Genomic DNA, 23,189 nt, shown 5'->3' on the forward strand with positions numbered 1-23,189 from the left:
TGATCCTATGATTGCAATTATAAATTATGGGGCTGGGAATCTGTTCAGCGTAGAGAAAGCCTTTTCTGCTTTAGGGGCAGACGTCCGTGTCAGCAGTACGGCTTCGGATATTCTCTCTGCGGACAAAATCGTTCTGCCGGGTGTGGGCGCTTTTGGCGACTGCATGGATCAGTTGAATGCGTCGGGATTGATTCCTGCCATTCGGGAGGGGGTTGGACGCGGGATCCCGCTCCTTGGAATCTGTGTAGGACTTCAAATACTATTTGAAGGCAGTGAGGAATCCTCGGGCGTAGAGGGGCTGGGATTGCTGCAAGGGAGAGTATCCAGAATTGCTGCCCCGCATGAAAAAATCCCCCATATGGGCTGGAATGCTTTGAATATCGCTGAAAACCATAGGGAAAAAGGCTTGTTTGCGGGAATTCCGCAGGATTCCTACGCGTACTTTGTCCACAGCTATCACGCGCTGCCGAAGGATCGAGCGATTATTTCCTCAACCTGCTTCTATGGCGAGGAGATTACGGCATCCATATCCGCCGGAAATATCATGGCTACACAATTTCATCCAGAAAAGTCGGGGGATATCGGACTGAAGATCATTCATAACTTTGTTCATGGGGAGGGAAGCACATGATTATTTTTCCCGCGATTGATCTGCGTGATGGAAAATGTGTCCGCCTGCTCCGAGGAGATTTTGCCCAAGAAACCGTATACAGTGACCGACCTGAGGAAACTGCCCTTCGCTGGCAACGGGAGGGGGCGGAGTTCCTTCATGTTGTCGATCTGGACGGAGCGCTTGCAGGGGAACCACGCAATACAGATGCGATTAAGAGTATCCTCAGCGCAGTACGGATTCCGATCGAGGTTGGCGGCGGGATTCGCAGCCTTGAAACGATTGAGAAGACCTTGGAATTGGGTGTACATCGCGTTATTCTTGGCTCTGCTGCCGTGCAGAATCTTGATCTTGTCAAAGAGGCATGTCATCGATATGGTGATCGTATCGCTGTCGGAATTGATGCCAAGGACGGTATTGTCGCCATTGATGGATGGGGCGTATCGGGTGGGATTACAGCCGCTGCGCTTGCCAAGAAACTTGCATCCTTCGGGCTGAAGACCATTATATACACCGATATTTCAAGGGATGGTACGCTCTCGGGCGTAAACATTGAGGCAACGTCCAAACTGGCAGCCGAATCAGGCATCGACATCATCGCATCGGGCGGCGTTCGATCGCTGGATGATATCCATGCACTGAAGAAGTACGAATCGAAAGGGATTGTCGGGGTCATTGCCGGTAAATCCATCTATGAAGGTACGCTTGTGCTGTCTGAGGCGATTGCAGCTGCACGTTGACTGCATTTCGAAAGGATTGGTTTCATCTTGAAGAAAACCTTTGCGAAACGAATTATCCCTTGCCTTGATGTCAAAGACGGGCGCGTTGTCAAGGGCACAAACTTTGTCGGGCTGAGAGATGCGGGCAGCCCGACGGAACTTGCCGAACGCTACGATAAGGAGCGCGCGGATGAGCTTGTATTTCTGGATATTACCGCCTCGAACGAAGAGCGAAACACAATGGTTGAGGTTGTGTCCGACTGTGCCTCGAAAGTCTTTATCCCGCTTACTGTTGGAGGCGGAATTCGCAGTGCAGAAGATATGCATCGTATGCTAAATGCAGGGGCGGATAAGATTTCGGTCAATACAGCGGCAGTGAAGCATCCGGAAATCATTCGCGAGGGTGCATTGCGATTTGGTAGTCAATGCGTTGTCGTTGCGATTGATGCACGTCGTAAGGGCACGGACTCGTGGGAAGTCTATATTAACGGCGGCAGGACGCCTACAGGGATAGACTGTATTGCGTGGGCGAAGGATGTTGTCGCGCTTGGTGCAGGAGAGATCCTGCTGACCAGTATGGATGCCGACGGAACAAAGAATGGCTATGACATTGCACTGACGCGAGCGGTCTCTGAGAGTGTGAATGTACCCGTAATTGCTTCGGGCGGCGCGGGTAAATTGGAGCATTTTTATGATGTACTCTCCGAGGGAAAAGCGGATGCCGTATTGGCAGCCTCGCTCTTTCACTATGGAGAGTTATCCATAAAAGAAGTAAAGACATATCTAAAATCACGCGGTTTGGAGGTACGATTCTAATGGATATTGACATCTCTGTGATTAAATTTGACGAGCGCGGGCTTGTACCAGTGGTTGTCCAAGAAGAAAACAATCAGGTTCTCATGCTTGCATATATGAATCGCGAGTCTCTTGAGAAAACGATTGAAACAGGCTTTGCGTATTACTACAGCCGCAGCCGCAATAAACTGTGGAAAAAGGGCGAGACATCAGGAAATGTGCAGCGTGTGCAGGAGATCTCGTATGACTGCGACGGCGATACGATCTTGCTGCGTGTAAAGCAGACAGGTGTGTCCTGCCATACGGGGACGTATTCGTGCTTCAGCGGACGCAAACTCTATCGTACAGACGAAAACAGCATCGTTCCGATTGTGCCGGAGGATGAAATGTCCCTGACAGAGATCCTGTCTGATCTCTACCAAGTGATTCAGAGCCGCAGACTGCATCCGGTCGAAGGCTCCTATACGAACTATCTCTTCGATAAGGGACAGGACAAGATTTTGAAAAAGCTCGGCGAAGAGACGGCAGAGACCATCATTGCGTCCAAAAACAATATCCGCGAGGATGTACTGTATGAGATGGGTGATCTCTGGTATCACTGTCTGGTACTGCTCGCATATCACAACATGACACCGGAGGATCTGCTCGAAGAATTGAAGCGCAGACACAACGGCGGGAACTATCACAAATTCGCAGGAAAAACAGGAGTGCGTCCGGATATGTAATTTTTCCCGTTTCTTCCCTCCAACTATCCATAATGGTAATTATGGATAGTTGGAGGGAGGGGTAAAATTTAGCGGAAAGCGACATCTAAAAATATGTGAATTTTATAACTTGTCATTGACAATAACGCAATTTGATTCTATAATTTAGATATTGGGTTATATAATTTTTGATTATACTATTTAATCAAGGAGAGTGTTCTTTTATGGCAAAGAATCCGGTCAAAATCACTGAGACTGTCCTCCGTGATGGTCACCAGTCACTGCTGGCAACCCGCATGAGAATTTCGGATATGCTTCCGCAGCTTGCGGCACTTGATGCCATTGGCTACAATTCTCTTGAAGCATGGGGCGGTGCTACGTTTGATAGCTGCCTGCGCTTCCTTGATGAAGATCCGTGGGAGCGCTTGGATATTTTGAAGAAGAATCTCAAAACTCCGATCCAAATGCTTCTCCGTGGTCAGAACCTGCTTGGTTATAATCATTACTCCAATGATGTCGTGGAAAAGTTCGTCCAGAAGGCGTCGGAGCATGGCATTGGTGTATTCCGTATTTTTGATGCTCTCAATGACATTCGCAACCTCAAAGTTGCGATTGACGCGGCACTCAAGTGCCCTGAGAAGCCGCATGTTCAAGGCTGTCTGGTCTATACAATCAGCCCTGTTCACACGAATGAGAGCTTTGTCGAGCTGGCTGTTGAACTCGAGAAAATGGGCTGTCATTCCGTCTGTATCAAGGATATGTCAGGCCTTTTGAAGCCGTACGTGGCAGAGGATCTTGTTAAGAAGCTCAAGGCTGCGGTAAAGATTCCCATTGATCTTCATACGCACTGCACCTCTGGATTCGGTCATGCAACCTATCTGAAAGCGATCGAAGCAGGTGTCGATATCATTGATACTGCACTTGCCCCCTTCTCCAGCGACACTTCACAGCCGTGTACAGAGACGATGGTGGCAATGCTCGAAGGCGAGGAGCGCGATACAGGGCTTGATCGTCAGGCGATGACGCCAATCTCGAAATACTTCCTTGGGGTAAAGCAGGATCTCATCAAGACATTTAATCTCAAGGGCTATTTCGATGTGAACCCGAATGTGCTAGACTTCCAGATTCCCGGCGGAATGCTCTCCAACCTTGCGAACCAGCTCAAGGAAGCTGGTATGGAGGACAAGTATCAGGATCTGTTGGATGAGATGCCGCGCGTACGCAAAGATGTCGGCTATCCCCCGCTCGTTACGCCGTCCTCACAGATTGTCGGTACGATGGCAACCTTCAATGTTATGACCGGTGAGCGCTACAAGATGGTGCCGACCGAGTTCAAGGATCTCGCACGCGGCAAGTTCGGCAGAACTCCTGTTGAGATCGATCGCAAGTTCTTGACCGATACACTTGGCATTGCGCCTGGGGAGATTATTGAGGACTGCTCCATCGAGGATGCGAAGGCAACGACGTTTGCAGAGTTTAAAGAGGAACTCAAGAATAAGGGCTATCTTAACCCGTCCGATGAGGATGTCCTCTCCTATGCACTCTTCCCGCAGGTTGCAGAGGAGTTCTTCCAGAAACACTATAAGCCGATCACCGCTTATGTTAAAGAGTAATCTGTAGAAATACATCTAAAAATGCTGTGACTCTCTCTATTGATAGAGCCACAGCATTTTTTATGCAAAGAATACCGATTTCCCGATAAATTCACGAAGGATGGAGTTGTTTGGAATATCATCTATGGCGTCGATTTCATTGACGTATTGCAGAAAACGAAGGATCAGCCGTGCTTCGGTATACCCCTCTTCCCCACGCTCAATCTCTTCCAAAAGTGGTACAGCATATTTCTTCAAGACGCCGATTTCATAAATCAGTGCAGAATTGAACAAGACATCTGCATCCTCCTGAAATGGAAAGATGTACTTCTCTTCTCCATCTCTGACATCAGGCCATTGACGAATACTCTTGAGTGCTTTTGCACCGCGGAATTGATAGTCGCGTACAAGACGCCGCAGAAAACGCACCTCTGTCGTCGGAATTCGATTGTGTGCATCGATGTTCAGCTGGGTCAATGCGCTGATATAGATCTTATACTTGTTCTTGCGCGGGATATCCTTTGTCAGATATTCATTGAGTGCGTGAATTCCTTCGATAATGATAGGCTGATCGCTGTGAATGGAGAGGAATGCATCTTCCTTCCATTCGCGCATGCCAGTAATAAAATTATACCGTGGAATCTGTACTTCCTGCCCTGCCAGAAGCGCAAGCATATCCTGATTAAACAGCTTCGTATCAAGGGCATCAAGGGACTCATAGTCATACTGTCCCTTTTCGTTGAGCGGTGTATCCTCGCGGTTGAGGAAATAATCATCCAGAGAAATCATCACTGGACGAAGACCGTTGACACGCAGCTGAATGCGAAGTCGCTGCGCAAACGAAGTCTTTCCGGATGAGGAGGGACCCGCAATCAGGATCAGACGAACATCTTCACGATTGGAAGCAATATGATCTGCAATCTGGGCAATTCGTTTTTCCTGCAGCCCTTCCGAGATTCGGATCAGCTCACCAATGGCTTGCTCCCTATTGATGCGATTCAGATCAGAGATAAAGCGACAGTCCAAAATATCAGCCCATGCTTTAGATTCTGCAAGGATTGAGCCAAACTTAGGCTGGCTGACACGCTTTCTGATCTGCCCATACGTTCTCTCATCCGGTGTTCGGATCAGGACACCAAAGGACTCATGATCCAGCTCAAAACGATCCAGATACTTTGTTTCATAAAGCATAGGGCCATATAGATAATCAGTATATTCCTCGCAGGTATATATGCTGATGATATCCTGGGAGAGTTCGGAGAGCAGATTTACTTTACCTGATTGGCCTAGTTTTTGAAAGCGTTCAATCGCTTCTGTTCGTTGAATACTATGCTTGATAATGGGAATATTCTCTGAGATCATTGCGCGCATGGTGCGATCCACTTTTGCAATAAACGCAGGATCAATCTCCCTGCCGGGAAGCTTGATCTCACAATAGAGACCTTTGTTTACCGTAAACTTTGCAATAACCTCGGCATTTTTTTCTATTTTGCTTACTGCAGCAATTAATAGAAAAAGTACAGAGCGCCGATAAATCTTCCATCCCAGTGATGAATTAAGTTCAATAAAACTTATGGTATCGCTTTCGGAGAATGGCGTTTGAATATCACGCACTTCACCATTGAGCTTTACTGCAACGATCGGACTGGAATAGTCCCCCTGTGCTTTTTCAGCCATTTGAATCAATCTTTTTTCCATGATGAATCCCCTTTTCTTTCTCTTTATATAAAAATCCTGCTCATTGGCAGAGCAGGATTTTTCAAATTCATATTATATGAATAACAGAACAAAATGATATGTAATTGCTCCCATAACCGCAGTGCAGGGAATCGTCATCACCCAAGCGACAACCATTTGCTGCGCTACGCCCCAACGGACAGCGTTGATGCGCTTTGCCGCACCAACCCCCATGATCGAGCCGGAAACAACATGTGTGGTGCTGACCGGGAGATGCAAAAGGGTTGCACCGAATATGATGATGGAAGAATTGAGGTCTGCCGCAAATCCAGAAATCGGCTGGAGCTTAAATATTTTTCCGCCAATTGTCTTGATGATACGCCAGCCGCCTACCGCCGTTCCACAGGCCATAGCAGTGGCTGCGAGTACCTTGACATAGGTCGGAACTTCAAAGACATCAATATATCCGCCAGCAAGGAGCGCCAATGTAATAATACCCATTGATTTCTGCGCATCGTTGGAGCCGTGTGAAAACGCCATGGTTGCTGCTGTTAAAATTTGCATTTTCTTAAATTTACCGTTAATCGCCGTAGGTCGAAAACGACCAAAAAAGCGGAATAACAGCAACATAATGACGCATCCCAATGCCATTCCGACAAGTGGGGAAAGAATCAGAGACAGGATGATTTTGCCAATCCCATAAAAGTTCAATCCATCAGCACCGGAGGCAGACATCATGACCGCTCCGATCAGGCCGCCAATCAGGGCATGGGAACTGCTGGACGGTATGCCAAATCTCCATGTAATAATATTCCAGATAATAGAGCCGAAGAGCGCTGCAATCAAAACGTGTTCATCTACATGGGAAGCCGATTTGACAATATCGGAACCGATGGTCTTTGCAACCCCTGTACTATACATAGCACCGAAGAAGTTGAGTACGGCAGCCATGATGATTGCATGCTGCGGATGGATGGCGCGGGTAGAAACGGAAGTAGCAATCGCATTTGCAGTATCGTGAAAGCCGTTGATGAAATCAAATATGAGCGCTAAGAGTATAACCAAAAAAATCAAGAGCTGGAAATCAGGCATATTTCATTACCACTCCCCGCAGCATATCCGCAATGAGTTCACAATGATCCAGCGTATCCTCCAACTGCTCCAAGACATCTTTCCATCGAATCAGTTCGATGGGGTCTTTTTCATTTTCAAAAAGGTAGGCAACCTCACTCCGATAGATGAGATCCCCCTCGCTTTCATAGCGTTCGATTTTGTGGGACGCATCCAGTATTTGGACTTGGTTTTTTCGAATATTTTCGAGATAGGACACTGCACGAACGACCTCTTCTGTAGAAGAGAGAAGGAGCTTCGTTAGGTTGATTGCACCCGGCATGGGCTTCCCCATTCGGTACATATCATAGCGCTGCAAAATCCCTTGCAGGAGGTCGACACCATCGTCCAGATCGTTTGCCAACGCGTATATGTCTTCACGATCAATCGGGGTAATAAACGTGAGATTCAGCTTATCGATGATGCGGTCATTAATGGCATCTGCTTCATGCTCAATGCGATTGATTTCTTCCACTTTCTTGCTTGCTGTGGTGTAATCCTTCATCACATCATCCAGCACCAATGCGCCTGTATGAAAGAATTTTGCACTCTCAAGGAACAAGTCGAAGAATTCATCATCCTTCTGTTTGAAATTAAACATAAACCCGAATCCTCCCTAAGAAGATGTAATATCGGAGGCATATACAATAAGACTCGCAAGCTAATAATATCATTATTTCAGATTGACAGCAAGATATAAATTGAAAAGCTTTCCAGCTATAATTCAATATTTATCTAAGGAATAGTAAAAGAGCAGCGTATGAGATCGCTGCTCTTCTACTATATAATTTATCTATCTGTCATGTGATCTTCCTGCTATGCAGGGATTTCGACTTCCGGAACGACAATGCGCGGTGCCTTACCTTTCGGCAGGAGTGTGAATACGGACTTCAGGAGCTTCTGCGTATACGGATGTTTCGCATGCGCGAGATCCCGCCCGTCAAGTTCCTCCACAACCTTTCCAAAGTACATGATGACAACACGTGTGCACAGACGTGACACGAGTGCAAGGTCATGACAGATGAAAAGAATCGTCAGATTCCGCTCACGTTGAATGCGTACGAGAAGCTCCACAATGGTTTCCTGTACGGAAACATCCAGTGCACTTGTTGCCTCGTCACAGACCAGAATCTCCGGCTCCAATGCCAGTGCACGCGCAATTCCTACGCGCTGACGCTGTCCCCCGCTCATATTTGCGGGATAGCGTTCGGCAAAGTCCTCGGGCAGATCGACAAGACGCAGCAGCTCAGCTGCCTTGTCATGTGCGCTCCCTTTGAGGAGTCCGAAGTTCCGCAACGGTTCACAGATGATGTCCTTAATCTTCATTTTCGGATTGAAGGATGTTGTAGGATCCTGAAAGACCATCTGGATATTGCGCCGCATATTGCGCGCATCCTCGCCCTTCAGCCCCGTAATCTCCTTGCCTCTGAAGAAGATTTGACCCTCGGATGGTGCATGAAGCTGCATCAGCGTGCGCACAAGTGTACTTTTTCCACAGCCGCTTTCACCGACAATACCGAGGGTTTCTCCACGATATACGGGAAATGTCACATCGTCACATGCCGTAAGAACTTTGCCGCCCTCAAGGGGGAAGCGTTTAGTGATATGCTCGATGCGCAGGATGATCTCACGCTCCGACTGTGTCATAACGCTTCCCTCCAATCTGTGGTACGGCACGCAGAAGCTCCTTCGTGTAGTCTTTCTGCGCATGTTCAATGACTTCTTCAGCAGTGCCATGCTCGATGACATTGCCACTCTGCATGACCATGATCTGATCCGACATGTAGGCCGCGACACCGAGGTTGTGCGTCACAAGGACAATGGATGTGCCATCCTTCTGGCAGATATCCATCATTTCATTGACGACCTGTGCTTGCGTGGTCACGTCCAACGCGGACGTTGGTTCGTCAGCAAGCAGGAGTGCCGGCTTGAAGAACATCGCCATTGCGACCCCGACACGCTGACGCATGCCGCCCGATAGTTCAAACGGAAAGCTCTTCATTACGTTTGCAGGATTGGAGAGGTGCATGCGCGCCAGCATATCCTGTGCCTGCGCCGCAGCCTCCTTCTCCCCCATTGTGTCATGTGTCTGAATATACTCGACGAACTGCTCGCCGATGGTCCGAATCGGATCCATCATGCTGCCGCTGTCCTGAAAGATCATCGCGGCGGTCTTGCCGCTGACGTGACGCCATTCCTCGGCACTGCATTTCGTCATATCCTTGCCGTCATAGAGGATCTCGCCCGCAGTCACCCTGCCGACATGCGGCAGACAGCCGAGCATCGCCCGAATGACGGTGGTCTTTCCGCTGCCGCTTTCGCCGACAATGGTCAGAACTTCCCCGTCTCTGAGAGTGAAGTCCACACCGTGCACCATTTCCGTGCCCTCGTATGCGATTTTAAGCCCTCGCACCTCAATCAACATTCGGGCTTTTCCTCCTTATCAGTTTGCGGGTTTGATCTTGTTGGTGATCCAGTAGTAGTCTGCCGGATGCATGATTGCACCCGTGATCTTTGTCGAGCTGACAATGTTTGTCTCGGGGTAGCCGAGGAAGAGTCCCGCTGCATCGTTGAGCAGGATCTGCTGCATGTCGATCATGAGCTGACGGCGCTTTGCTGGATCAAACTCAACCGCGAGTTCCGCGCACTTTGCATCATACGCGGGGTTGCTGTATCCGGAACCGTTCTGTGGATTGTCCCCGTTGACGTTCGTGCGCCAGTACCAGTTGAGATAGATCTCGGGATCGCCCGTATTTGCCGTGGTAATGTTGGAAATCAAAAGATCATATTCGCCGCTGGTACCGATCTTATCGAGCAGGTTGTAGTCGACCGGTTTGATCTTGACATCAATGCCAACCTTCTTCGCATCTGCCTGGACTGCTTCTGCGTAGATCGGCAGCTCTGCACGGCTGTTGTAGATGATAAAGTCAACGGAAAGCGGCTTGCCGTCTTTGTCACGAATACCATCGCCGTCCGTATCCTTCCAACCTGCCTCATCGAGGAGCTTATTTGCACGGTCAACATTGTAGGCATTCGGGTCAGTGAGCTGGTCGAAGCCATAGTCGAGAGAGGGGGGGACCGGAGCCTTGCCCGGAATGAAGGTTCCCTTCAGGATGACTTCGTTGTACGCCTTGCGATCCGTCATTGAGATAAACGCAGCACGTACCTTCGGATCGCCGAGAATACCCTTATTGTTGATGCGGGCGAGAACCGTACGCAGGGATGAAATACGGTCGATGTGGAACTTCGCCGTGTCGTTGAAGAGCCCAATGTCGCCGGCAGCGATGTTGACCGCCATATCGACCTCACCCGACTGCAGTGCCATTGCGCGCGTATTCGGATCATCGATTGACGGGATCTCGACCGTCTCATACGGTACTTCCCCATCCCAATAATACGGGTTCTTCTTCATGACGGCTTTTTCCTTGACGAAGGACTCGCAGACATAGGGACCTGTGCAGATAGGACCCTGCTTTGCAAAGTCACGCTCTCCCTCGCTGGACACATCCACGATTAGGAAGAGAGGATCGGCAAGGAAGCCCGGCATGCTCGGTGACGGCTTCACGGTCTTGATCGTGAGTGTCTGCCCGTCCGCCGTCATTTCCGTATACTCAAAAAAGGTCTTGGCGCGGTTATTCTTTGCAAAGGAACGCTCAAGCGATGCTTTGACTGCCTCCGCCGTTAGTGGCTTTCCATTTGAGAACTTAATGTTGTCACGGATCTTGAACGTCCATGTCAGCTTATCGTCACCGATCTGCCAGCTTTCGGCGAGCCACGGCGTTGCATTCATCTTCTCGTCGAACTTGACGAGCGTCTCGCCCATGCCGTAGCGCATGACGACCCAACTGAAATAGTTCTCCGTCGGCTCAAGCGTATCCGCGAAGTTCGTCACACCGACCTTCAGCGTCGTCTTGTCCCCCGCCGACTGACCGCCGCCGCAGCCCGTCAGAAGTGCAGCTGCCATACAGCCTGTGAGCAGTGCTGTCAGCCATCTTTTTTTCTTTCCCATTTTTTCCTCCTTTAATTTGCCTTGCGCGGGTCCATAATATCCCGCAGACTATCTCCCCATAGATTAAAGATTGCAACCACAGAAGCAATTGCAAGTCCTGGGAAAATCATAAGCCAGGGTGCCGTCTGAATCAACTGACGTCCCTCATTCAGCATGAGTCCCCACTCCGGTGTCGGCGGCTGTGCACCAAATCCGAGGAAGGAGAGACCTGCGAGCTCCATCATGAGTGCGCCGATGTCGAGTGCGGCGGTCACAATGATAATCGGTATGATATTCGGCAGGATATGCCGACGAATCATCGCAATCGGGCGTGTTCCGCTCGTAATCGCTGCAGAAAGATAGTCCTGCTGTTTTACCTTGAGGGTCAGGCTGCGCGCAAGACGCGCATACTTTGTCCAACCCACGATAACAACGGCGAGAACTGCGTTGACTGCACTGCCGCCGAGCACACCTGCAATCGCAATGGCAAGCACAATGCCCGGAAATGCAAGGAACACGTCGGTCAGACGCATGATGGCATTGTCAACCTTGCCGCCGACATAGGCAGAGATCACGCCGATCAATGTCCCAAGACCACCCGAAATAATCACAACGATCAGTGCCATCGTGATCGAGATGCGTGCACCATAGAGGATACGCGTAAAGATATCGCGTCCGAGCTTGTCTGTGCCGAAGTAATGCTCAGCGGATGGCGGCAGAAGTGAATTCTGAATCTGCGACTCATACGGATCGTACGATGAGATCAGCGACGCACAGATAGCGACAAGCACAATCAGCAGGATGATGCCTGTATAGATACGAAACAGCAGTTGATCCCGCGTCATGCTTTCGCCCCCTTCCTAAGTCTTGGATCAAGATAGGCATAGGATATATCAACGATGAGATTCACAAACATATAGAGCGTTGCAATCCAGAGAACAAAGCCCTGCAGGAGCGGGTAGTCGCGCATTTCGATCGCACGCACAGCAACACGTCCGATGCCCGGCCACGAAAAGACAATCTCAATGACGGCAACGCCGCCGAGCAGCCAGCCAATGGCAAGGCCAAGCAGTGTGATGAGCGGCAGGAATGCATTCGGCAGAACGTGCCGCCAGAGGATGCGCTGCATCGACATGCCGCGTGCCTTGAGACCTGTAACGTAGTCCTGTCCGAGCTCCTCAAGCACTGCTGTACGTACCTGCCGCGTATACTTCGACGACAGCAGGATGGCAAGTGTAAAGGCAGGGAGAACCATACGATCAAGGCTGACTTCTCCGCCTGCAATCGGGAAAAGCCCTAACTTCAGACCGAACACATAGAGCAGAATAAGTCCTACCCAGAAGCTCGGCATGGAGACACCGAGAAAGGTGAAGAATCGTATGACTTGATCTGGCCATCGATTCCGGTACAGTGCCGAAATCACCCCTGCCGGAATGGAGATCAAAAGCATCATCACCACCGCCGTGCCTGCAAGCAGCAGTGTTCCTGGAAGATTCTGCAGCAGTTTTTCCTGCACTGGCATTTTTGCCGAGTAGGAACGACCCATATCCCCGTGTACCACACCGTTCAGCCAACTGAGATACTGTTCGTGGAACGGTCGATCCAACCCCAACTCGTGACGAGTACGCTCGATCGTCTCTTGTGATACAATCGTATCGCCGGTTTCGAGAATCGCATCCACAGGATCGCCCGGTGCAATGAATGTCAGACTGAACGTCAGAAAACTGACCCCCAGCAAGGTAATGATCATCTGCCCCAGACGCATCAGGATTGCTTTTGCACTCAACTCCCCAACTCCTTTGTTGTCATTTGCAAAATAAAACTGCCTGTCTCTTTTTGAGACAGGCAGAAGAATGCACACAAAAAACAACGACCTTGCAACACTCCCCCAGTGCTGAAAATCGTGCATCCATCTCCCCATCTCTCGTGAGTCCATCAATGAATCTTATTGCGAGCAGGCTTTCCGGCTCATAGATCGCTGCATTCTTCCGCCTTCCCGGATTTTATTCCAGTGACTTTACAGGCACAGGCTCCATGCCTGTGGAAGAATGCTCCCTATTTACGGCTGCGGGACAGCACGGGCATTGCACGCGTTTTCCTCTCATCGCTCAGCAGACTGTATCAAAAGTATATATCAGCCGCCGACACTCGCAACGTATCCTATTCAGTTTTTAAGAAAACTTCTGTCATAGTATATCTGTATTGGATATGCTTGTCAAGACATCTATTTCAGATTGTTTTATTAGAATAGTCCATAAGTCCTCAGTAATTTACAACTATTCTTTATTAACATGGATTCAATGCATGATCTGAATGTCTTTTATGATATACCTTACGCAGGAGTACGGCAGCACAGGCAGCCCGCATACTCTGATCGAGTGCCAGTGACAGCCATGCACCCTCTAGTCCCATATGCAGTTCGTAGAGAAATACATAGGTAATGATTGGGCGCAGTACGGTTATACTGATAAAGGAATATGCAGCAACCTGCGTTGTCTTACCGCTGGCGCGCAGAATACCCGCGCATACCATCTGATATGCTTCCGGAAAGCTGACAACAGCTACATATGCAATGATAAGGCTGCCGAGCGGGAAAAGTTCAGGATCATGTGCATAGATTCCAAAGATCTCCGCACGAAATACATAGGTCAAAAGAAATGCGACGATAGAGAAGGTGAGGCTCCAACGCATTCCCGTCCACAGATAGCGCCGCCATTCATCGGTCTTGTTCTGATCGCGACTGTGCCCTGCAAGCACGGTGCTCGCCTTTCCCATCCCGTTGCAGAAATTATAGTAGAAATCGCAGAAATTCATCGCAATGGAGTGTACTGCATAGGGAATCGTTCCAAGTTCCGCCACCATGCGTGTATATACGACCATGCCGATGCGTTCAAATCCCTGCTCGCTGAAAATACCACCGAATACGCCGAGAAATTCGCGGAGATAGGCGCGTGTCAGACGATAGTTGCCCTGATCGAATATCCTCCACGCAGAGAGTACGTGAACGGTCAGAAGGAACGACCATATTGTCCCACCGACTGTCCCGAGTGCGGCACCGAGTAGGCCAAGCTCCGGGAACGGTCCGAGACCGAAGATCAAAAGTGCGTTAAGCACGACATTGACAACATTCCCCTGTATATTGATCGAGAGAACGCTCATAGACTCTCCGCGTCCAAACATGACTGCCTGCATCAGCGTCGTGACAGATGTGATAAAGACAGCGGGAAGTGTCCAGAGGCCGTAGATCATCGCGTCGGGAAGGTAGTCCTGCTGTGCCCCCATCCAGATCAGGATTGAATCGAGATGGATGAAAAATCCAATATGTGCAAGTCCAAGAAAAACGACGACTAAGACCATGGTCTTTTTCAAAATATCCCCGTAGGTATCGTGTCGGTCTTGTCCAAAGCGCTCTGCAATCAGGATGGTCACAGCTGCCGCCACCGAACGTGCAACGGTGAGCAGCATCATGCGCGGCTGCGTAAAGATGCTGACAGCTGCAATCGCCCCTGTCCCGAGCGTCCCGACCATGATGATATCCGCATTGCTGAGGAAGATCATAAGCACGCCCTCGAGCGCTGCGGGCAGACCAATCCGTAAATAATTCCTGTCGTAGGATGTCAGCACAATATTATCCCCCATATTTTCCCATGATTCCAAGTCAACAAACTATCACACAATGATAATTCTTGTCAACCATATATGAATATGAATTGACAAGTGACCTGAAATACTGTAGTTTGGTCTTAGCGGGAATATGGAGGATCAATCGGAGGGAGAAAGTCTATGAAAATAGCATTCAGTGATTATGATGGCACACTATCTGTTCCTCATGAAGGCGTTGCTGCAGAGACGATCACAGCCATTCATGACTGGCGCAGTGCGGGAAATAAATTCGGCATTGTGACGGGGCGGGATTATAGCCTAATCGCGATGGAGACGCGAGCACATAACATTCCTGTAGATTTCTATATCTGCTGCAACGGCGCGACAATTCATTATACAGATGGTACGCCCCTTATTTCTACACCGCTCTCCTGCGAGGTAATGAGAGACTTTTTCCGCTCGGAACACGTTCGCAGCTATACGGACGGCATGTTATTTTTTACGCCTGAGCGTGCCTATACCTACCGTCTGCGCACGGACGTCCCACCCTCCTATCTTACGCCGCTGAATACAATAGAGGAGGCTCTACGTCTCAAGGATGTTGTCCAGATGGGGATGCGATTCCGTGACCGAGAAGAAACTCTTGCGGCTTTTGCAGCGATTGATTCGGATTTCCCGAACATATTTACGGGAAATATGAATCGCCAATTTCTTGATCTCAATCGTGCAGGCGTGAATAAAAGTATGGGCATTGCAGATTTTGTCCGTCATATGGGCTGGGAGGCGCACGATCTGTTCATCATCGGAGATGACCCGCAACGATCTCGCGATGATCGAAAAATATGGCGGCTATACCGTGCGCCGCGCCCAGCCGTTTATGCACGAGGCGGCGCGTGCGGTCTACGATTCAGTCGGTGCAATGCTGCGCGATCATCTATAAAATAATTACCACTAAAAAAGAACTTCTGCCGAGCAAATTCGACAGAAGTCCTTTTTTAGCGATGCAGCGCGCGATGTGCAATGTCTTTGCGATAGTACGCGTCCTTGAAGGAGATTTTCTCCACTGCCGCATAGGCAGAATGCACAGCAGATGCAATGTCCTCGCCCATACCGACAACGCCGAGTACGCGTCCGCCGTTTGTGACGAGTTTGCCTTCCTTCTCTGCTGTTCCTGCATGGAAGACAAGCGCCCCTGTTTTCTCGGCATCTGCAATCCCGTGAATCTCGTTCCCTTTTTCGTAGGATGCGGGATAGCCGCCCGCTGCCAGAACAACACAGACAGCCGCGCCATCCTTCCAGTGAATCGGCACATCTGCAAGCGTGCCGTCGGCACAGGCACACATAATCTGTACGAGATCCCCATCCAAAAGCGGCAGGACAACCTGTGTTTCGGGATCGCCGAAGCGGGCGTTGAACTCCACCACCTTCGGTCCTTTTTCCGTAATCATGAGACCGAGATAGAGGCATCCGCTATAGGGCCGCACTTCCTTTGCCATGGCGGCAATCGTCGGCTTTAGAATCTCCTCAGTTGCACGATCAATCATCTCAGGCGTCATGACCGGTGCAGGTGCATAGGTTCCCATACCGCCTGTATTGGGACCCTTGTCACCGTCAAAAGCGCGCTTGTGATCCTGTGCGCTGATCATGGGACGAATGGTTTTTCCATCTGTGAAAGCGAGAAGGGATGCCTCCTCCCCTTCCATGAATTCCTCGATGACAACACGAGCCCCCGCATCTCCAAAGGAGTTGTCCTCCATGATTGCATTCACGGCGTCAAGCGCCTCCTGCTCACTCATGGCGACAATGACGCCCTTCCCTGCCGCAAGACCATCTGCCTTGACGACAATCGGCGCACCTTCACGACGGATGTATGCACGTGCAGGCTCTGCCTCCGTGAAGACTTCATAGCGTGCTGTCGGGATGCCGTACTTCTTCATGAGATCCTTCGCAAAGGATTTGGAGCCCTCGATCTCTGCGGCGTTGGCACGAGGCCCGAAGGCGCGGATTCCCGCCGATTCGAGCTCATCTACAAGCCCGTTCATCAGGGGAACCTCGGGGCCGACCACAACGAGACCGATCTCCTTCTCCTTGGCAAAACGAAGAATTGCTGCATTATCCTCCACAGAGATGTCTGTCATCTCTCCCATGCCGGGGTTTCCGGGGATCGCATAGACTTTGTCCGCCTGCGGGCTTTCTGTGAGCTTTTGGAAGAGCGTGTGTTCACGTCCGCCCGATCCGATTACGAGAATATTCACGTTGCGTTCCTCATTTTTCTAGCTGCTGCGAAAGATAGGCATTGATGGCACTGTCATAATCCGCCGTATGTGCAAACGCCTCATGGGCAAGCCGCATGCGCGTCATACCGTCGACAGCGCCGTCCTTCTGAATCTTCTCGGCAATCTCTGCGTAGCGTTCCGGATTTGTGATTACGGTGACAAATTTGAAATTCTTCGCCGCCGCGCGGATCATCGCGGGCCCGCCAATGTCGATCTGTTCGACAGCTTCGGCAAGAGTCACATTGGGATTTGCGACCGTCTCCTTAAAGGGATAGAGGTTGACGGCGACAAGATCGATCGGTGTGATCTTCAGCTCGCGCAATGCCTTCTCGTGCGTCTGATTTCCACGTACAGCAAGAATTCCTCCATGCACAAAGGGATGCAGGGTCTTGACGCGGCCGTCCATAATCTCCGGGAATCCCGTCACATCGCTGACATAGACGACAGGAATACCTGCCTCTCGTAGCGTCTTCATCGTTCCCCCCGTAGATACGATCTCTACGCCTGCCTTGTGTAGAACGCGTGCAAACTCAACAACGCCGGTCTTATCGGACACACTGATTAGGGCACGTTTTATCTTCATAATGATCCTCCTTCAGCGACGGGCAGAATCTGTACCTTTCGCCCATCCGCACGCAGTCTGCCTTCGACATAGAGTTTGATGGATGCAGGAAATATACGATGCTCCTGTTCCAGAACCCTGGCGGCAAGCGTCTCTTCCGTATCCCCTTCCAGAACAGGCACTGCCGCCTGCATGATGATGGGGCCGGAGTCCATGCCCTCATCCACGAAGTGCACGGTACATCCACTGACCTTGACACCGTATGCGAGTGCGTCGCGATGGGCGTGTGCCCCGGGAAAACTCGGCAGGAGTGCGGGATGAATGTTCAATATGCGTCCTGTATATGCGTGGACGAAGATCGGCGACAGGATGCGCATAAATCCTGCAAGTACGACAAGGGTCACGCCGTGTGCCTGCAATTTTTTGAGCAGAGCCCGCTCGAAATCCGCACGCTCCGCATAGTCCCGATAGATGACGGGCACGGCGGGGATGCCCTTTTCACGTGCGCGTTCGAGTGCATAGGCATCCGCCTTGTCCGCGATGACGACAGCGATCTCCGCAGGAATATCGCCGCGCTCGACCGCCTCGATGATGGAGGCGAGATTAGAACCTCGTCCAGAGCAGAGAATGCCCAGTCTCTCCTTACGCATCAAAGACACCGCCCTTGATGACGATTTCGTGTGCGCCCTCGGTCACATGGCCGATGCGGTGAACGATCTCGCCCTGTGCGTGCAGATGGGATACAATGCGCTCCGCTTCCTCGGGTGCAGCGATCAGCACCATGCCGATGCCCATGTTGAACGTGCGGTACATCTCCGCCCAGTCCACATTGCCCCACTCCTGGAGCAGACGGAAGATCGGCGGCATCTGCCAGGCAGCGCCGTCCACCTCTGCGCTCCTGTCCTCGGGAAGTGCACGCGGAATATTCTCATAGAATCCGCCGCCCGTAATATGCACCATGCCGTGAATGTCAAATTCTCGAATCAGAGGCAGACAGATGCGTGGATAGAGGCGGGTCGGCGTCAGCAGTTCCTCGCCGATGCTCTTGCCGAGTTCCTCTATGAACTCATTGCCCTTGAATCCCTTGTGTTCAAATACGATTTTACGTACCAGCGAGTAGCCGTTCGAGTGCACGCCCGAGGATGGCAGACCGAGCAGTATGTCTCCCGCCTTGACACGTGCGCTCGTAATGAGCTTGGAGCGCTCCGCCACACCGACCGAGAAGCCTGCAATATCATATTCCCCGACGGGATAGAAGCCTGCCATCTCTGCTGTCTCACCGCCAATCAGGGCGCAGCCGGATTCCTTACAGGCGCGTGCAACGCCTGTGACCACTTCGGCGACCTGAGCAGGTTCGAGCTTGCCGACGGCGAGATAGTCAAGAAAGAACAGAGGCTCTGCGCCCTGCACAAGGATGTCGTTCACGCACATGGCGACGGCATCCTGTCCGATCGTATCGTGCTTGTTCAACAGGAAGGCAAGGCGCAGTTTCGTTCCGACACCATCCGTACCGGATACGAGTACGGGTTCTTTATAGTCCTTCGTATTGAGGGCAAACAATCCGCCGAAGCCGCCGAGATCGCCCAGCACCTCGGGACGATAGGTCGCGCGTACACAGTCCTTTATCATGGACACGGATTCATTTCCGGCATCAATGTCAACGCCCGCATCGCGGTAGGTCATTTTCTCCATCGGTCTCAGAGTCCCCTTTCACGCTGTGCAATCCGTCTGCGCTCAAGGATGATTTTGTCATCCTCGCTGAGTGTCGCATCCTCCTCGGGAACGGGATAATCGTTGTTAAAGCAGGCATAACACATATGATCCGGATTGAGTGCCGGAACACATTGCCGCAGCCCTTCGATGGATATGAAATGAAGGGAATCAGCGCCAATAAAGGAGCAGATTTCCTCGACACTCTTTGTCGCAGAGATGAGTTCCTTGCGGATGGATGTATCTATGCCGTAGTAGCACGGATCTGTGATCGGCGGGCTGCTGATACAGACGTGGATCTCCCGTGCGCCCGCATTTCGCAGGAGACGCACGATTTTGCCGCTCGTCGTACCGCGCACGATGGAATCGTCCACCATGATGACAGACTTTCCCGCAACGACGGAACACACGGGACTCAGCTTCAGCTTGACCGCCGCATCGCGTTGCTTCTGCGTGGGTTGGATGAAGGTACGCCCAATATAGCGGTTTTTGATGAGCCCCTCCGCAAATGGAATCCCTGTCTCATAGGCAAAGCCCGTTGCTGCCGTTGTCCCCGAATCGGGGACGGAGATCACGACATCCCCACGGAAGCCAGATTCGCGCGCCAAAACGCGCCCCATCTCGAATCGTGCAGCATGAACACTCTGTCCGTCGATGATAGAGTCGGGACGCGCAAAATATATGTACTCAAAGATACAGGAGGCAACATCTTCACCATTGGAAAAGCGGTAGGATTTCAATCCCTCACTGCTGATGACCACCATTTCGCCCGGCAGCACGTCACGCACGAATTCCGCACTGTTGACATCAAGGGCGCAGGTCTCCGAGGACAGAATCCAGCCGCCGTCGGGTGTGCGGCCAATGCACAGCGGGCGGAAGCCCTGAGGGTCACGCACGCCGATCAGCTTATCCTCGGTCATAATGCTGAGACAGAATGCGCCGCGTACAACGCTCATTGCCTCAAGGATACGCTCCTCGATGGAGGGCTTCTGTGAACGCGCAATCAGGTGGACAAAGACCTCAGAATCGATCGTCGTCTGAAAGACTGTTCCCTTGCTCTCGAGGTCGCGTCGAATCAGCGCCGCATTCGTAAGGTCACCGTTGTGTGCAAGAGCGAGTGCGCCGCCCGCATAGTTGACACGGAGCGGCTGCGCATTTGCAGCAAGGCTGAATCCGGTTGTCGCATAGCGGACGTGCCCGATGGCAATCTTCGCATTGTCGAGATGTGGGAGCTGCTCGCGAAAGACCTCGCTGACCAGCCCCATCCCCTTTTTCACATCAATCCAATAGCCGTCCGTCAGCGCAATGCCCGCACTCTCTTGACCGCGGTGCTGGAGCGCAAAGAGTCCAAGATACGTCATCTCCGAGACATCCTCCGCATGGGAGTATACCCCGTAGATGCCGCATTCTTCCTTCCACTTTGGCACTTTTTCGTACATTGTGCTTATGCTTCTCCTGTCAGCCTGTGGAGCATCTCCTTATAGGCATCCTCTACATTGCCGAGGTCGCGGCGGAAACGATCCTTATCCAGTTTCTCCTTTGTGTCGCTGTCCCAGAACCTGCAATTGTCCGGCGAAATCTCATCGGCGAGGATGATATTCCCCTGCGCGTCCTTGCCGAATTCCAGCTTAAAGTCGATGAGATCAACCTTTTTCGTCTTGAGGAACTTGGTCAGGACATCGTTGATCTTGAGCGACATCCGCTCAATCTCATCCAGCTCCGCGTCTGTTGCAATCTTCATCGCACGAATGTGATAGCGATTGAGCATGGGATCGCCGAGATCATCGTTCTTGTAGCAGTATTCGATGACAGGGAACGGCATCGGAACGCCTTCCTCAAGTCCAAGGCGCTGCGCCAGCGAACCTGCCGCCACGTTGCGGATGATGACCTCCAGCGGAATGATTGTGAGTTTCTTGACAATCATCTCACGATCGCTCGGCATGGAGATATAGTGATGTGCAATCCCCTCTTTTGCAAGAAGGTCGAAGAAGAATGCCGTCATCTTATTGTTCATGACACCTTTGTCCGCGATCGTGCCGCGTTTTGCACCATTCCCTGCCGTTGCGTCGTCCTTGTAATAGACGAGATACTCATCCGGATGATCCGTTGCATAGATGATCTTTGCCTTACCCTCATAAAGAGCCTCTTTGCGTTCCATCATAGGCCTGCCTTTCCATTATTCCCAATCAGAGGAAAATCCTATTCCATGATTCACAACAGTTTACAGCTGAGCTGCAACGCGATCTGCCTTTGCCTCGACATCGAGTACCATCTTTTCGCGATAGTCCATCAACGCCTCTGCAATCGAAGCATCATAGACCGCAAGAATCTCCGCTGCGAAAATCGCAGCATTCTTTGCACCGTTGATCGCCATGGAGGCCACGGGCACGCCCGATGGCATCTGTACCGTACTGAGCAAGGCATCCATGCCGTTGAGCGGTGTCGCATTGACCGGAATACCGATGACAGGTTTGATCGTGTAGCTTGCAACAACGCCTGCGAGATGCGCCGCTGCACCTGCAGCAACGATAAATGCCGCAAAATCCTTGTTATGGTCGGCCTCCATGACAAAGTCACGCACATTGGACGGTGTGCGATGTGCCGAGGCAACCTTCACCACAGGCTCAATGCCGAATTGCTTAAGGAGCTCGACCGCAGGCTTTAAGATTGGCCAGTCGGAGTCGCTTCCCATGAGAACTGCTACCTTCATTTTACCATCTCCTTGAATCCTATGATAACGAGATTTTAGAGTCATGTCAATAGAATGAACAAAGGGACTGCCATACCGGAGTACAGCAGTCCCTCATAAATATTCAATTAGTGTTCGTCTACGACATCGTGGAGCGGCTCGCCAAAGATGAGCGTGTCCAGGAGGTCGATGAGCTGATTGATCTCCGGCTTCGACACCTGTCCAGATGCACCGAGGCTTTCGCCTTTGCGCTTCATCTCCTCACTGATGAGAGAGGAGAAGAGCACGAGAGGAACCTCGCTTAGGCGATTGTCCTCACGGACGAGTTTAAGGAGACGGTGTCCGTCCATCTTCGGCATCTCAACGTCGGAGATGATGATGCGCACATGGTTCTCAATCGGCCCGTTCTTGCGTGCAAGATCCTGCAAATAGTCCCAAGCGTCCTGTCCATTGCCGAAGTCACGGATGAACTTGTAGCCTGCTTCGTGCAAGGTGCTGACGAGGAGGTCGCGGAGCATCTTGGAGTCCTCTGCAACGACGATATGAGCCGTACCACGGCGCGTCTTCGCATCCTGTGTTGCCTCCGCAACCGTTGTGAGCTTCTGATTGATCTCCGGGTTGATCTCGGCAATGATCGTCTCGAAGTCGAGCAGCAGGACAATGCGATCTTCCATCTTGATGATGCCGACAACGCGCGAGCCTTCTCCGACGTTCGGCGCGGGTTCCATGTTCTTCCACGAGATGCGGTGAATGCGGTAGACACTGCCGACGAGGAAGCCAATATCGTAATTGTTGATCTCCGTGACAATGATGTTCTGAAGCTCGTCTGCTGTCTGGAGATTGAGGCAACGTGCCATGTTGACCAGCGGGATCGCCTTGCCGCGCAGGGTGAACAGTCCGTCGACGTATGGATGCGCCTCGGGCATTGCCGTCACCGGTGCGCGCGTGATGACCTCACGCACCTTGGCAACATTGATGCCGTAGTTCACCTTCCCAATGCTGAACTCGACAATCTCAAATTCATTCGTGCCTGTCTCAAGCAGGATGCCTTTTCTCTCTTCTGTAACCGTATCTGCCATTTATCTCTCTCCCCCATGCTCGTAAACATTGTTTGCTATGCTCTCTATTCGCCCTTCAGGAAAAAAATCCTGCCT

The 23,189-nt window shown here is 51.2% G+C and carries 23 protein-coding genes and 1 riboswitch; of the genes, 6 read left to right on the forward strand and 17 right to left on the reverse strand.

The window, feature by feature from the left end; all coding sequences use genetic code 11:
* Window positions 1–7: 7 nt before the first annotated feature.
* From hisH to HMPREF9163_RS02895, 5 genes are all read left to right on the forward strand, one after another.
* Window positions 8–631 carry an imidazole glycerol phosphate synthase subunit HisH gene (gene hisH, locus HMPREF9163_RS02875; protein WP_009440151.1) on the forward strand — a complete coding sequence of 208 codons (624 nt, stop codon included), beginning with the start codon at window positions 8–10 and terminating at the stop codon, window positions 629–631.
* Window positions 628–1,350: a 1-(5-phosphoribosyl)-5-[(5-phosphoribosylamino)methylideneamino]imidazole-4-carboxamide isomerase gene (gene hisA / locus HMPREF9163_RS02880; RefSeq protein ID WP_009440152.1), complete on the forward strand. Its 723-nt coding sequence runs from the start codon at window positions 628–630 to the stop codon at window positions 1,348–1,350. The genes hisH and hisA overlap by 4 nt, the downstream gene beginning before the upstream one ends.
* Before the next feature lie 27 nt (window positions 1,351–1,377).
* Window positions 1,378–2,145: an imidazole glycerol phosphate synthase subunit HisF gene (gene hisF, locus HMPREF9163_RS02885; protein ID WP_009440153.1), complete on the forward strand. Its 768-nt coding sequence runs from the start codon at window positions 1,378–1,380 to the stop codon at window positions 2,143–2,145.
* Window positions 2,145–2,849, forward strand: a complete 705-nt coding sequence (gene hisIE / locus HMPREF9163_RS02890; RefSeq protein ID WP_009440154.1) for a bifunctional phosphoribosyl-AMP cyclohydrolase/phosphoribosyl-ATP diphosphatase HisIE — start codon at window positions 2,145–2,147, stop codon at window positions 2,847–2,849. Before hisF ends, hisIE begins: the two co-directional genes overlap by 1 nt.
* Before the next feature lie 203 nt (window positions 2,850–3,052).
* Window positions 3,053–4,441, forward strand: a complete 1,389-nt coding sequence (locus tag HMPREF9163_RS02895; protein WP_009440155.1) for a pyruvate carboxylase subunit B — start codon at window positions 3,053–3,055, stop codon at window positions 4,439–4,441.
* 60 nt (window positions 4,442–4,501) lie between these two features.
* Here the strand turns inward: HMPREF9163_RS02895 and HMPREF9163_RS02900 are convergent, their stop codons facing one another.
* The 9 genes from HMPREF9163_RS02900 to HMPREF9163_RS02940 form a co-directional block, all read right to left on the reverse strand.
* Window positions 4,502–6,118: a nucleoside kinase gene (locus HMPREF9163_RS02900; protein WP_009440156.1), complete on the reverse strand. Its 1,617-nt coding sequence runs from the start codon at window positions 6,116–6,118 to the stop codon at window positions 4,502–4,504.
* Between the two features lie 72 nt (window positions 6,119–6,190).
* The gene (locus HMPREF9163_RS02905; RefSeq protein ID WP_009440157.1) at window positions 6,191–7,189 is read right to left on the reverse strand and encodes an inorganic phosphate transporter; all 999 of its coding nucleotides are present in this window, start codon (window positions 7,187–7,189) and stop codon (window positions 6,191–6,193) included.
* Window positions 7,182–7,808, reverse strand: a complete 627-nt coding sequence (locus tag HMPREF9163_RS02910) for a DUF47 domain-containing protein (RefSeq protein WP_009440158.1) — start codon at window positions 7,806–7,808, stop codon at window positions 7,182–7,184. The genes HMPREF9163_RS02905 and HMPREF9163_RS02910 overlap by 8 nt, the downstream gene beginning before the upstream one ends.
* Window positions 7,809–8,023: 215 nt before the next feature.
* Complete coding sequence (locus HMPREF9163_RS02915) at window positions 8,024–8,854, reverse strand: ABC transporter ATP-binding protein (protein ID WP_009440159.1); 831 nt, start codon at window positions 8,852–8,854, stop codon at window positions 8,024–8,026.
* Entirely contained in the window at window positions 8,835–9,632 is a 798-nt protein-coding gene (locus HMPREF9163_RS02920) for an ABC transporter ATP-binding protein (RefSeq protein ID WP_009440160.1), read from the reverse strand. Before HMPREF9163_RS02920 ends, HMPREF9163_RS02915 begins: the two co-directional genes overlap by 20 nt.
* Window positions 9,633–9,650: 18 nt before the next feature.
* Window positions 9,651–11,216: an ABC transporter substrate-binding protein gene (locus HMPREF9163_RS02925; RefSeq protein WP_009440161.1), complete on the reverse strand. Its 1,566-nt coding sequence runs from the start codon at window positions 11,214–11,216 to the stop codon at window positions 9,651–9,653.
* An 11-nt stretch (window positions 11,217–11,227) separates the two neighbouring features.
* Window positions 11,228–12,040 carry a nickel transporter permease gene (gene nikC / locus HMPREF9163_RS02930; RefSeq protein WP_009440162.1) on the reverse strand — a complete coding sequence of 271 codons (813 nt, stop codon included), beginning with the start codon at window positions 12,038–12,040 and terminating at the stop codon, window positions 11,228–11,230.
* Entirely contained in the window at window positions 12,037–12,960 is a 924-nt protein-coding gene (nikB, locus tag HMPREF9163_RS02935) for a nickel ABC transporter permease (RefSeq protein ID WP_037345897.1), read from the reverse strand. The genes nikC and nikB overlap by 4 nt, the downstream gene beginning before the upstream one ends.
* Before the next feature lie 170 nt (window positions 12,961–13,130).
* A riboswitch (cobalamin riboswitch) is annotated at window positions 13,131–13,362 on the reverse strand.
* Between the two features lie 119 nt (window positions 13,363–13,481).
* Window positions 13,482–14,819, reverse strand: coding sequence for an MATE family efflux transporter (locus tag HMPREF9163_RS02940; protein ID WP_037345899.1), 1,338 nt, complete (start codon window positions 14,817–14,819; stop codon window positions 13,482–13,484).
* Between the two features lie 159 nt (window positions 14,820–14,978).
* Here HMPREF9163_RS02940 and HMPREF9163_RS02945 point away from each other — a divergent pair, with 159 nt between their 5' ends.
* Window positions 14,979–15,743 carry an HAD hydrolase family protein gene (locus HMPREF9163_RS02945; RefSeq protein WP_009440165.1) on the forward strand — a complete coding sequence of 255 codons (765 nt, stop codon included), beginning with the start codon at window positions 14,979–14,981 and terminating at the stop codon, window positions 15,741–15,743.
* 50 nt (window positions 15,744–15,793) lie between these two features.
* Here the strand turns inward: HMPREF9163_RS02945 and purD are convergent, their stop codons facing one another.
* From purD to HMPREF9163_RS02985, 8 genes are all read right to left on the reverse strand, one after another.
* The gene (gene purD, locus HMPREF9163_RS02950) at window positions 15,794–17,053 is read right to left on the reverse strand and encodes a phosphoribosylamine--glycine ligase (RefSeq protein WP_009440166.1); all 1,260 of its coding nucleotides are present in this window, start codon (window positions 17,051–17,053) and stop codon (window positions 15,794–15,796) included.
* 10 nt (window positions 17,054–17,063) lie between these two features.
* Window positions 17,064–17,657: an MGS-like domain protein gene (locus HMPREF9163_RS02955; RefSeq protein ID WP_009440167.1), complete on the reverse strand. Its 594-nt coding sequence runs from the start codon at window positions 17,655–17,657 to the stop codon at window positions 17,064–17,066.
* Complete coding sequence (gene purN, locus HMPREF9163_RS02960; RefSeq protein ID WP_009440168.1) at window positions 17,654–18,286, reverse strand: phosphoribosylglycinamide formyltransferase; 633 nt, start codon at window positions 18,284–18,286, stop codon at window positions 17,654–17,656. The genes HMPREF9163_RS02955 and purN overlap by 4 nt, the downstream gene beginning before the upstream one ends.
* Window positions 18,279–19,328 carry a phosphoribosylformylglycinamidine cyclo-ligase gene (gene purM / locus HMPREF9163_RS02965; protein WP_009440169.1) on the reverse strand — a complete coding sequence of 350 codons (1,050 nt, stop codon included), beginning with the start codon at window positions 19,326–19,328 and terminating at the stop codon, window positions 18,279–18,281. Before purM ends, purN begins: the two co-directional genes overlap by 8 nt.
* A 5-nt stretch (window positions 19,329–19,333) precedes the next feature.
* Window positions 19,334–20,785 carry an amidophosphoribosyltransferase gene (gene purF / locus HMPREF9163_RS02970; protein ID WP_009440170.1) on the reverse strand — a complete coding sequence of 484 codons (1,452 nt, stop codon included), beginning with the start codon at window positions 20,783–20,785 and terminating at the stop codon, window positions 19,334–19,336.
* A 5-nt stretch (window positions 20,786–20,790) separates the two neighbouring features.
* Window positions 20,791–21,504, reverse strand: coding sequence for a phosphoribosylaminoimidazolesuccinocarboxamide synthase (gene purC / locus HMPREF9163_RS02975; RefSeq protein WP_037345902.1), 714 nt, complete (start codon window positions 21,502–21,504; stop codon window positions 20,791–20,793).
* A gap of 63 nt (window positions 21,505–21,567) precedes the next feature.
* The gene (purE, locus tag HMPREF9163_RS02980; protein WP_009440172.1) at window positions 21,568–22,056 is read right to left on the reverse strand and encodes a 5-(carboxyamino)imidazole ribonucleotide mutase; all 489 of its coding nucleotides are present in this window, start codon (window positions 22,054–22,056) and stop codon (window positions 21,568–21,570) included.
* Between the two features lie 107 nt (window positions 22,057–22,163).
* Window positions 22,164–23,114 (reverse strand): chemotaxis protein, encoded by a 951-nt coding sequence (locus HMPREF9163_RS02985; RefSeq protein ID WP_009440173.1) that lies wholly within the window; start codon window positions 23,112–23,114, stop codon window positions 22,164–22,166.
* Between the last annotated feature and the right edge of the window lie 75 nt (window positions 23,115–23,189).

The organism is Selenomonas sp. oral taxon 138 str. F0429, from assembly GCF_000318175.2.
Classification (GTDB): domain Bacteria; phylum Bacillota; class Negativicutes; order Selenomonadales; family Selenomonadaceae; genus Centipeda; species Centipeda timonae.

Coding starts and splice junctions, on each gene's coding strand:
- HMPREF9163_RS02920 (WP_009440160.1), bottom strand. CDS start 9,632: ATGTTGATTGAGGTGCGAGGGCTTAAAATCGCATACGAGGGCACGGAA.
- purM (WP_009440169.1), bottom strand. CDS start 19,328: ATGGAGAAAATGACCTACCGCGATGCGGGCGTTGACATTGATGCCGGA.
- purN (WP_009440168.1), bottom strand. CDS start 18,286: ATGCGTAAGGAGAGACTGGGCATTCTCTGCTCTGGACGAGGTTCTAAT.
- HMPREF9163_RS02985 (WP_009440173.1), bottom strand. CDS start 23,114: ATGGCAGATACGGTTACAGAAGAGAGAAAAGGCATCCTGCTTGAGACA.
- HMPREF9163_RS02900 (WP_009440156.1), bottom strand. CDS start 6,118: ATGGAAAAAAGATTGATTCAAATGGCTGAAAAAGCACAGGGGGACTAT.
- purC (WP_037345902.1), bottom strand. CDS start 21,504: ATGGAACGCAAAGAGGCTCTTTATGAGGGTAAGGCAAAGATCATCTAT.
- HMPREF9163_RS02895 (WP_009440155.1), top strand. CDS start 3,053: ATGGCAAAGAATCCGGTCAAAATCACTGAGACTGTCCTCCGTGATGGT.
- HMPREF9163_RS02945 (WP_009440165.1), top strand. CDS start 14,979: ATGAAAATAGCATTCAGTGATTATGATGGCACACTATCTGTTCCTCAT.
- hisH (WP_009440151.1), top strand. CDS start 8: ATGATTGCAATTATAAATTATGGGGCTGGGAATCTGTTCAGCGTAGAG.
- HMPREF9163_RS02910 (WP_009440158.1), bottom strand. CDS start 7,808: ATGTTTAATTTCAAACAGAAGGATGATGAATTCTTCGACTTGTTCCTT.
- hisA (WP_009440152.1), top strand. CDS start 628: ATGATTATTTTTCCCGCGATTGATCTGCGTGATGGAAAATGTGTCCGC.
- HMPREF9163_RS02905 (WP_009440157.1), bottom strand. CDS start 7,189: ATGCCTGATTTCCAGCTCTTGATTTTTTTGGTTATACTCTTAGCGCTC.
- nikC (WP_009440162.1), bottom strand. CDS start 12,040: ATGACGCGGGATCAACTGCTGTTTCGTATCTATACAGGCATCATCCTG.
- nikB (WP_037345897.1), bottom strand. CDS start 12,960: ATGCGTCTGGGGCAGATGATCATTACCTTGCTGGGGGTCAGTTTTCTG.
- HMPREF9163_RS02925 (WP_009440161.1), bottom strand. CDS start 11,216: ATGGGAAAGAAAAAAAGATGGCTGACAGCACTGCTCACAGGCTGTATG.
- HMPREF9163_RS02915 (WP_009440159.1), bottom strand. CDS start 8,854: ATGACACAGTCGGAGCGTGAGATCATCCTGCGCATCGAGCATATCACT.
- hisIE (WP_009440154.1), top strand. CDS start 2,145: ATGGATATTGACATCTCTGTGATTAAATTTGACGAGCGCGGGCTTGTA.
- purE (WP_009440172.1), bottom strand. CDS start 22,056: ATGAAGGTAGCAGTTCTCATGGGAAGCGACTCCGACTGGCCAATCTTA.
- purF (WP_009440170.1), bottom strand. CDS start 20,785: ATGTACGAAAAAGTGCCAAAGTGGAAGGAAGAATGCGGCATCTACGGG.
- HMPREF9163_RS02955 (WP_009440167.1), bottom strand. CDS start 17,657: ATGAAGATAAAACGTGCCCTAATCAGTGTGTCCGATAAGACCGGCGTT.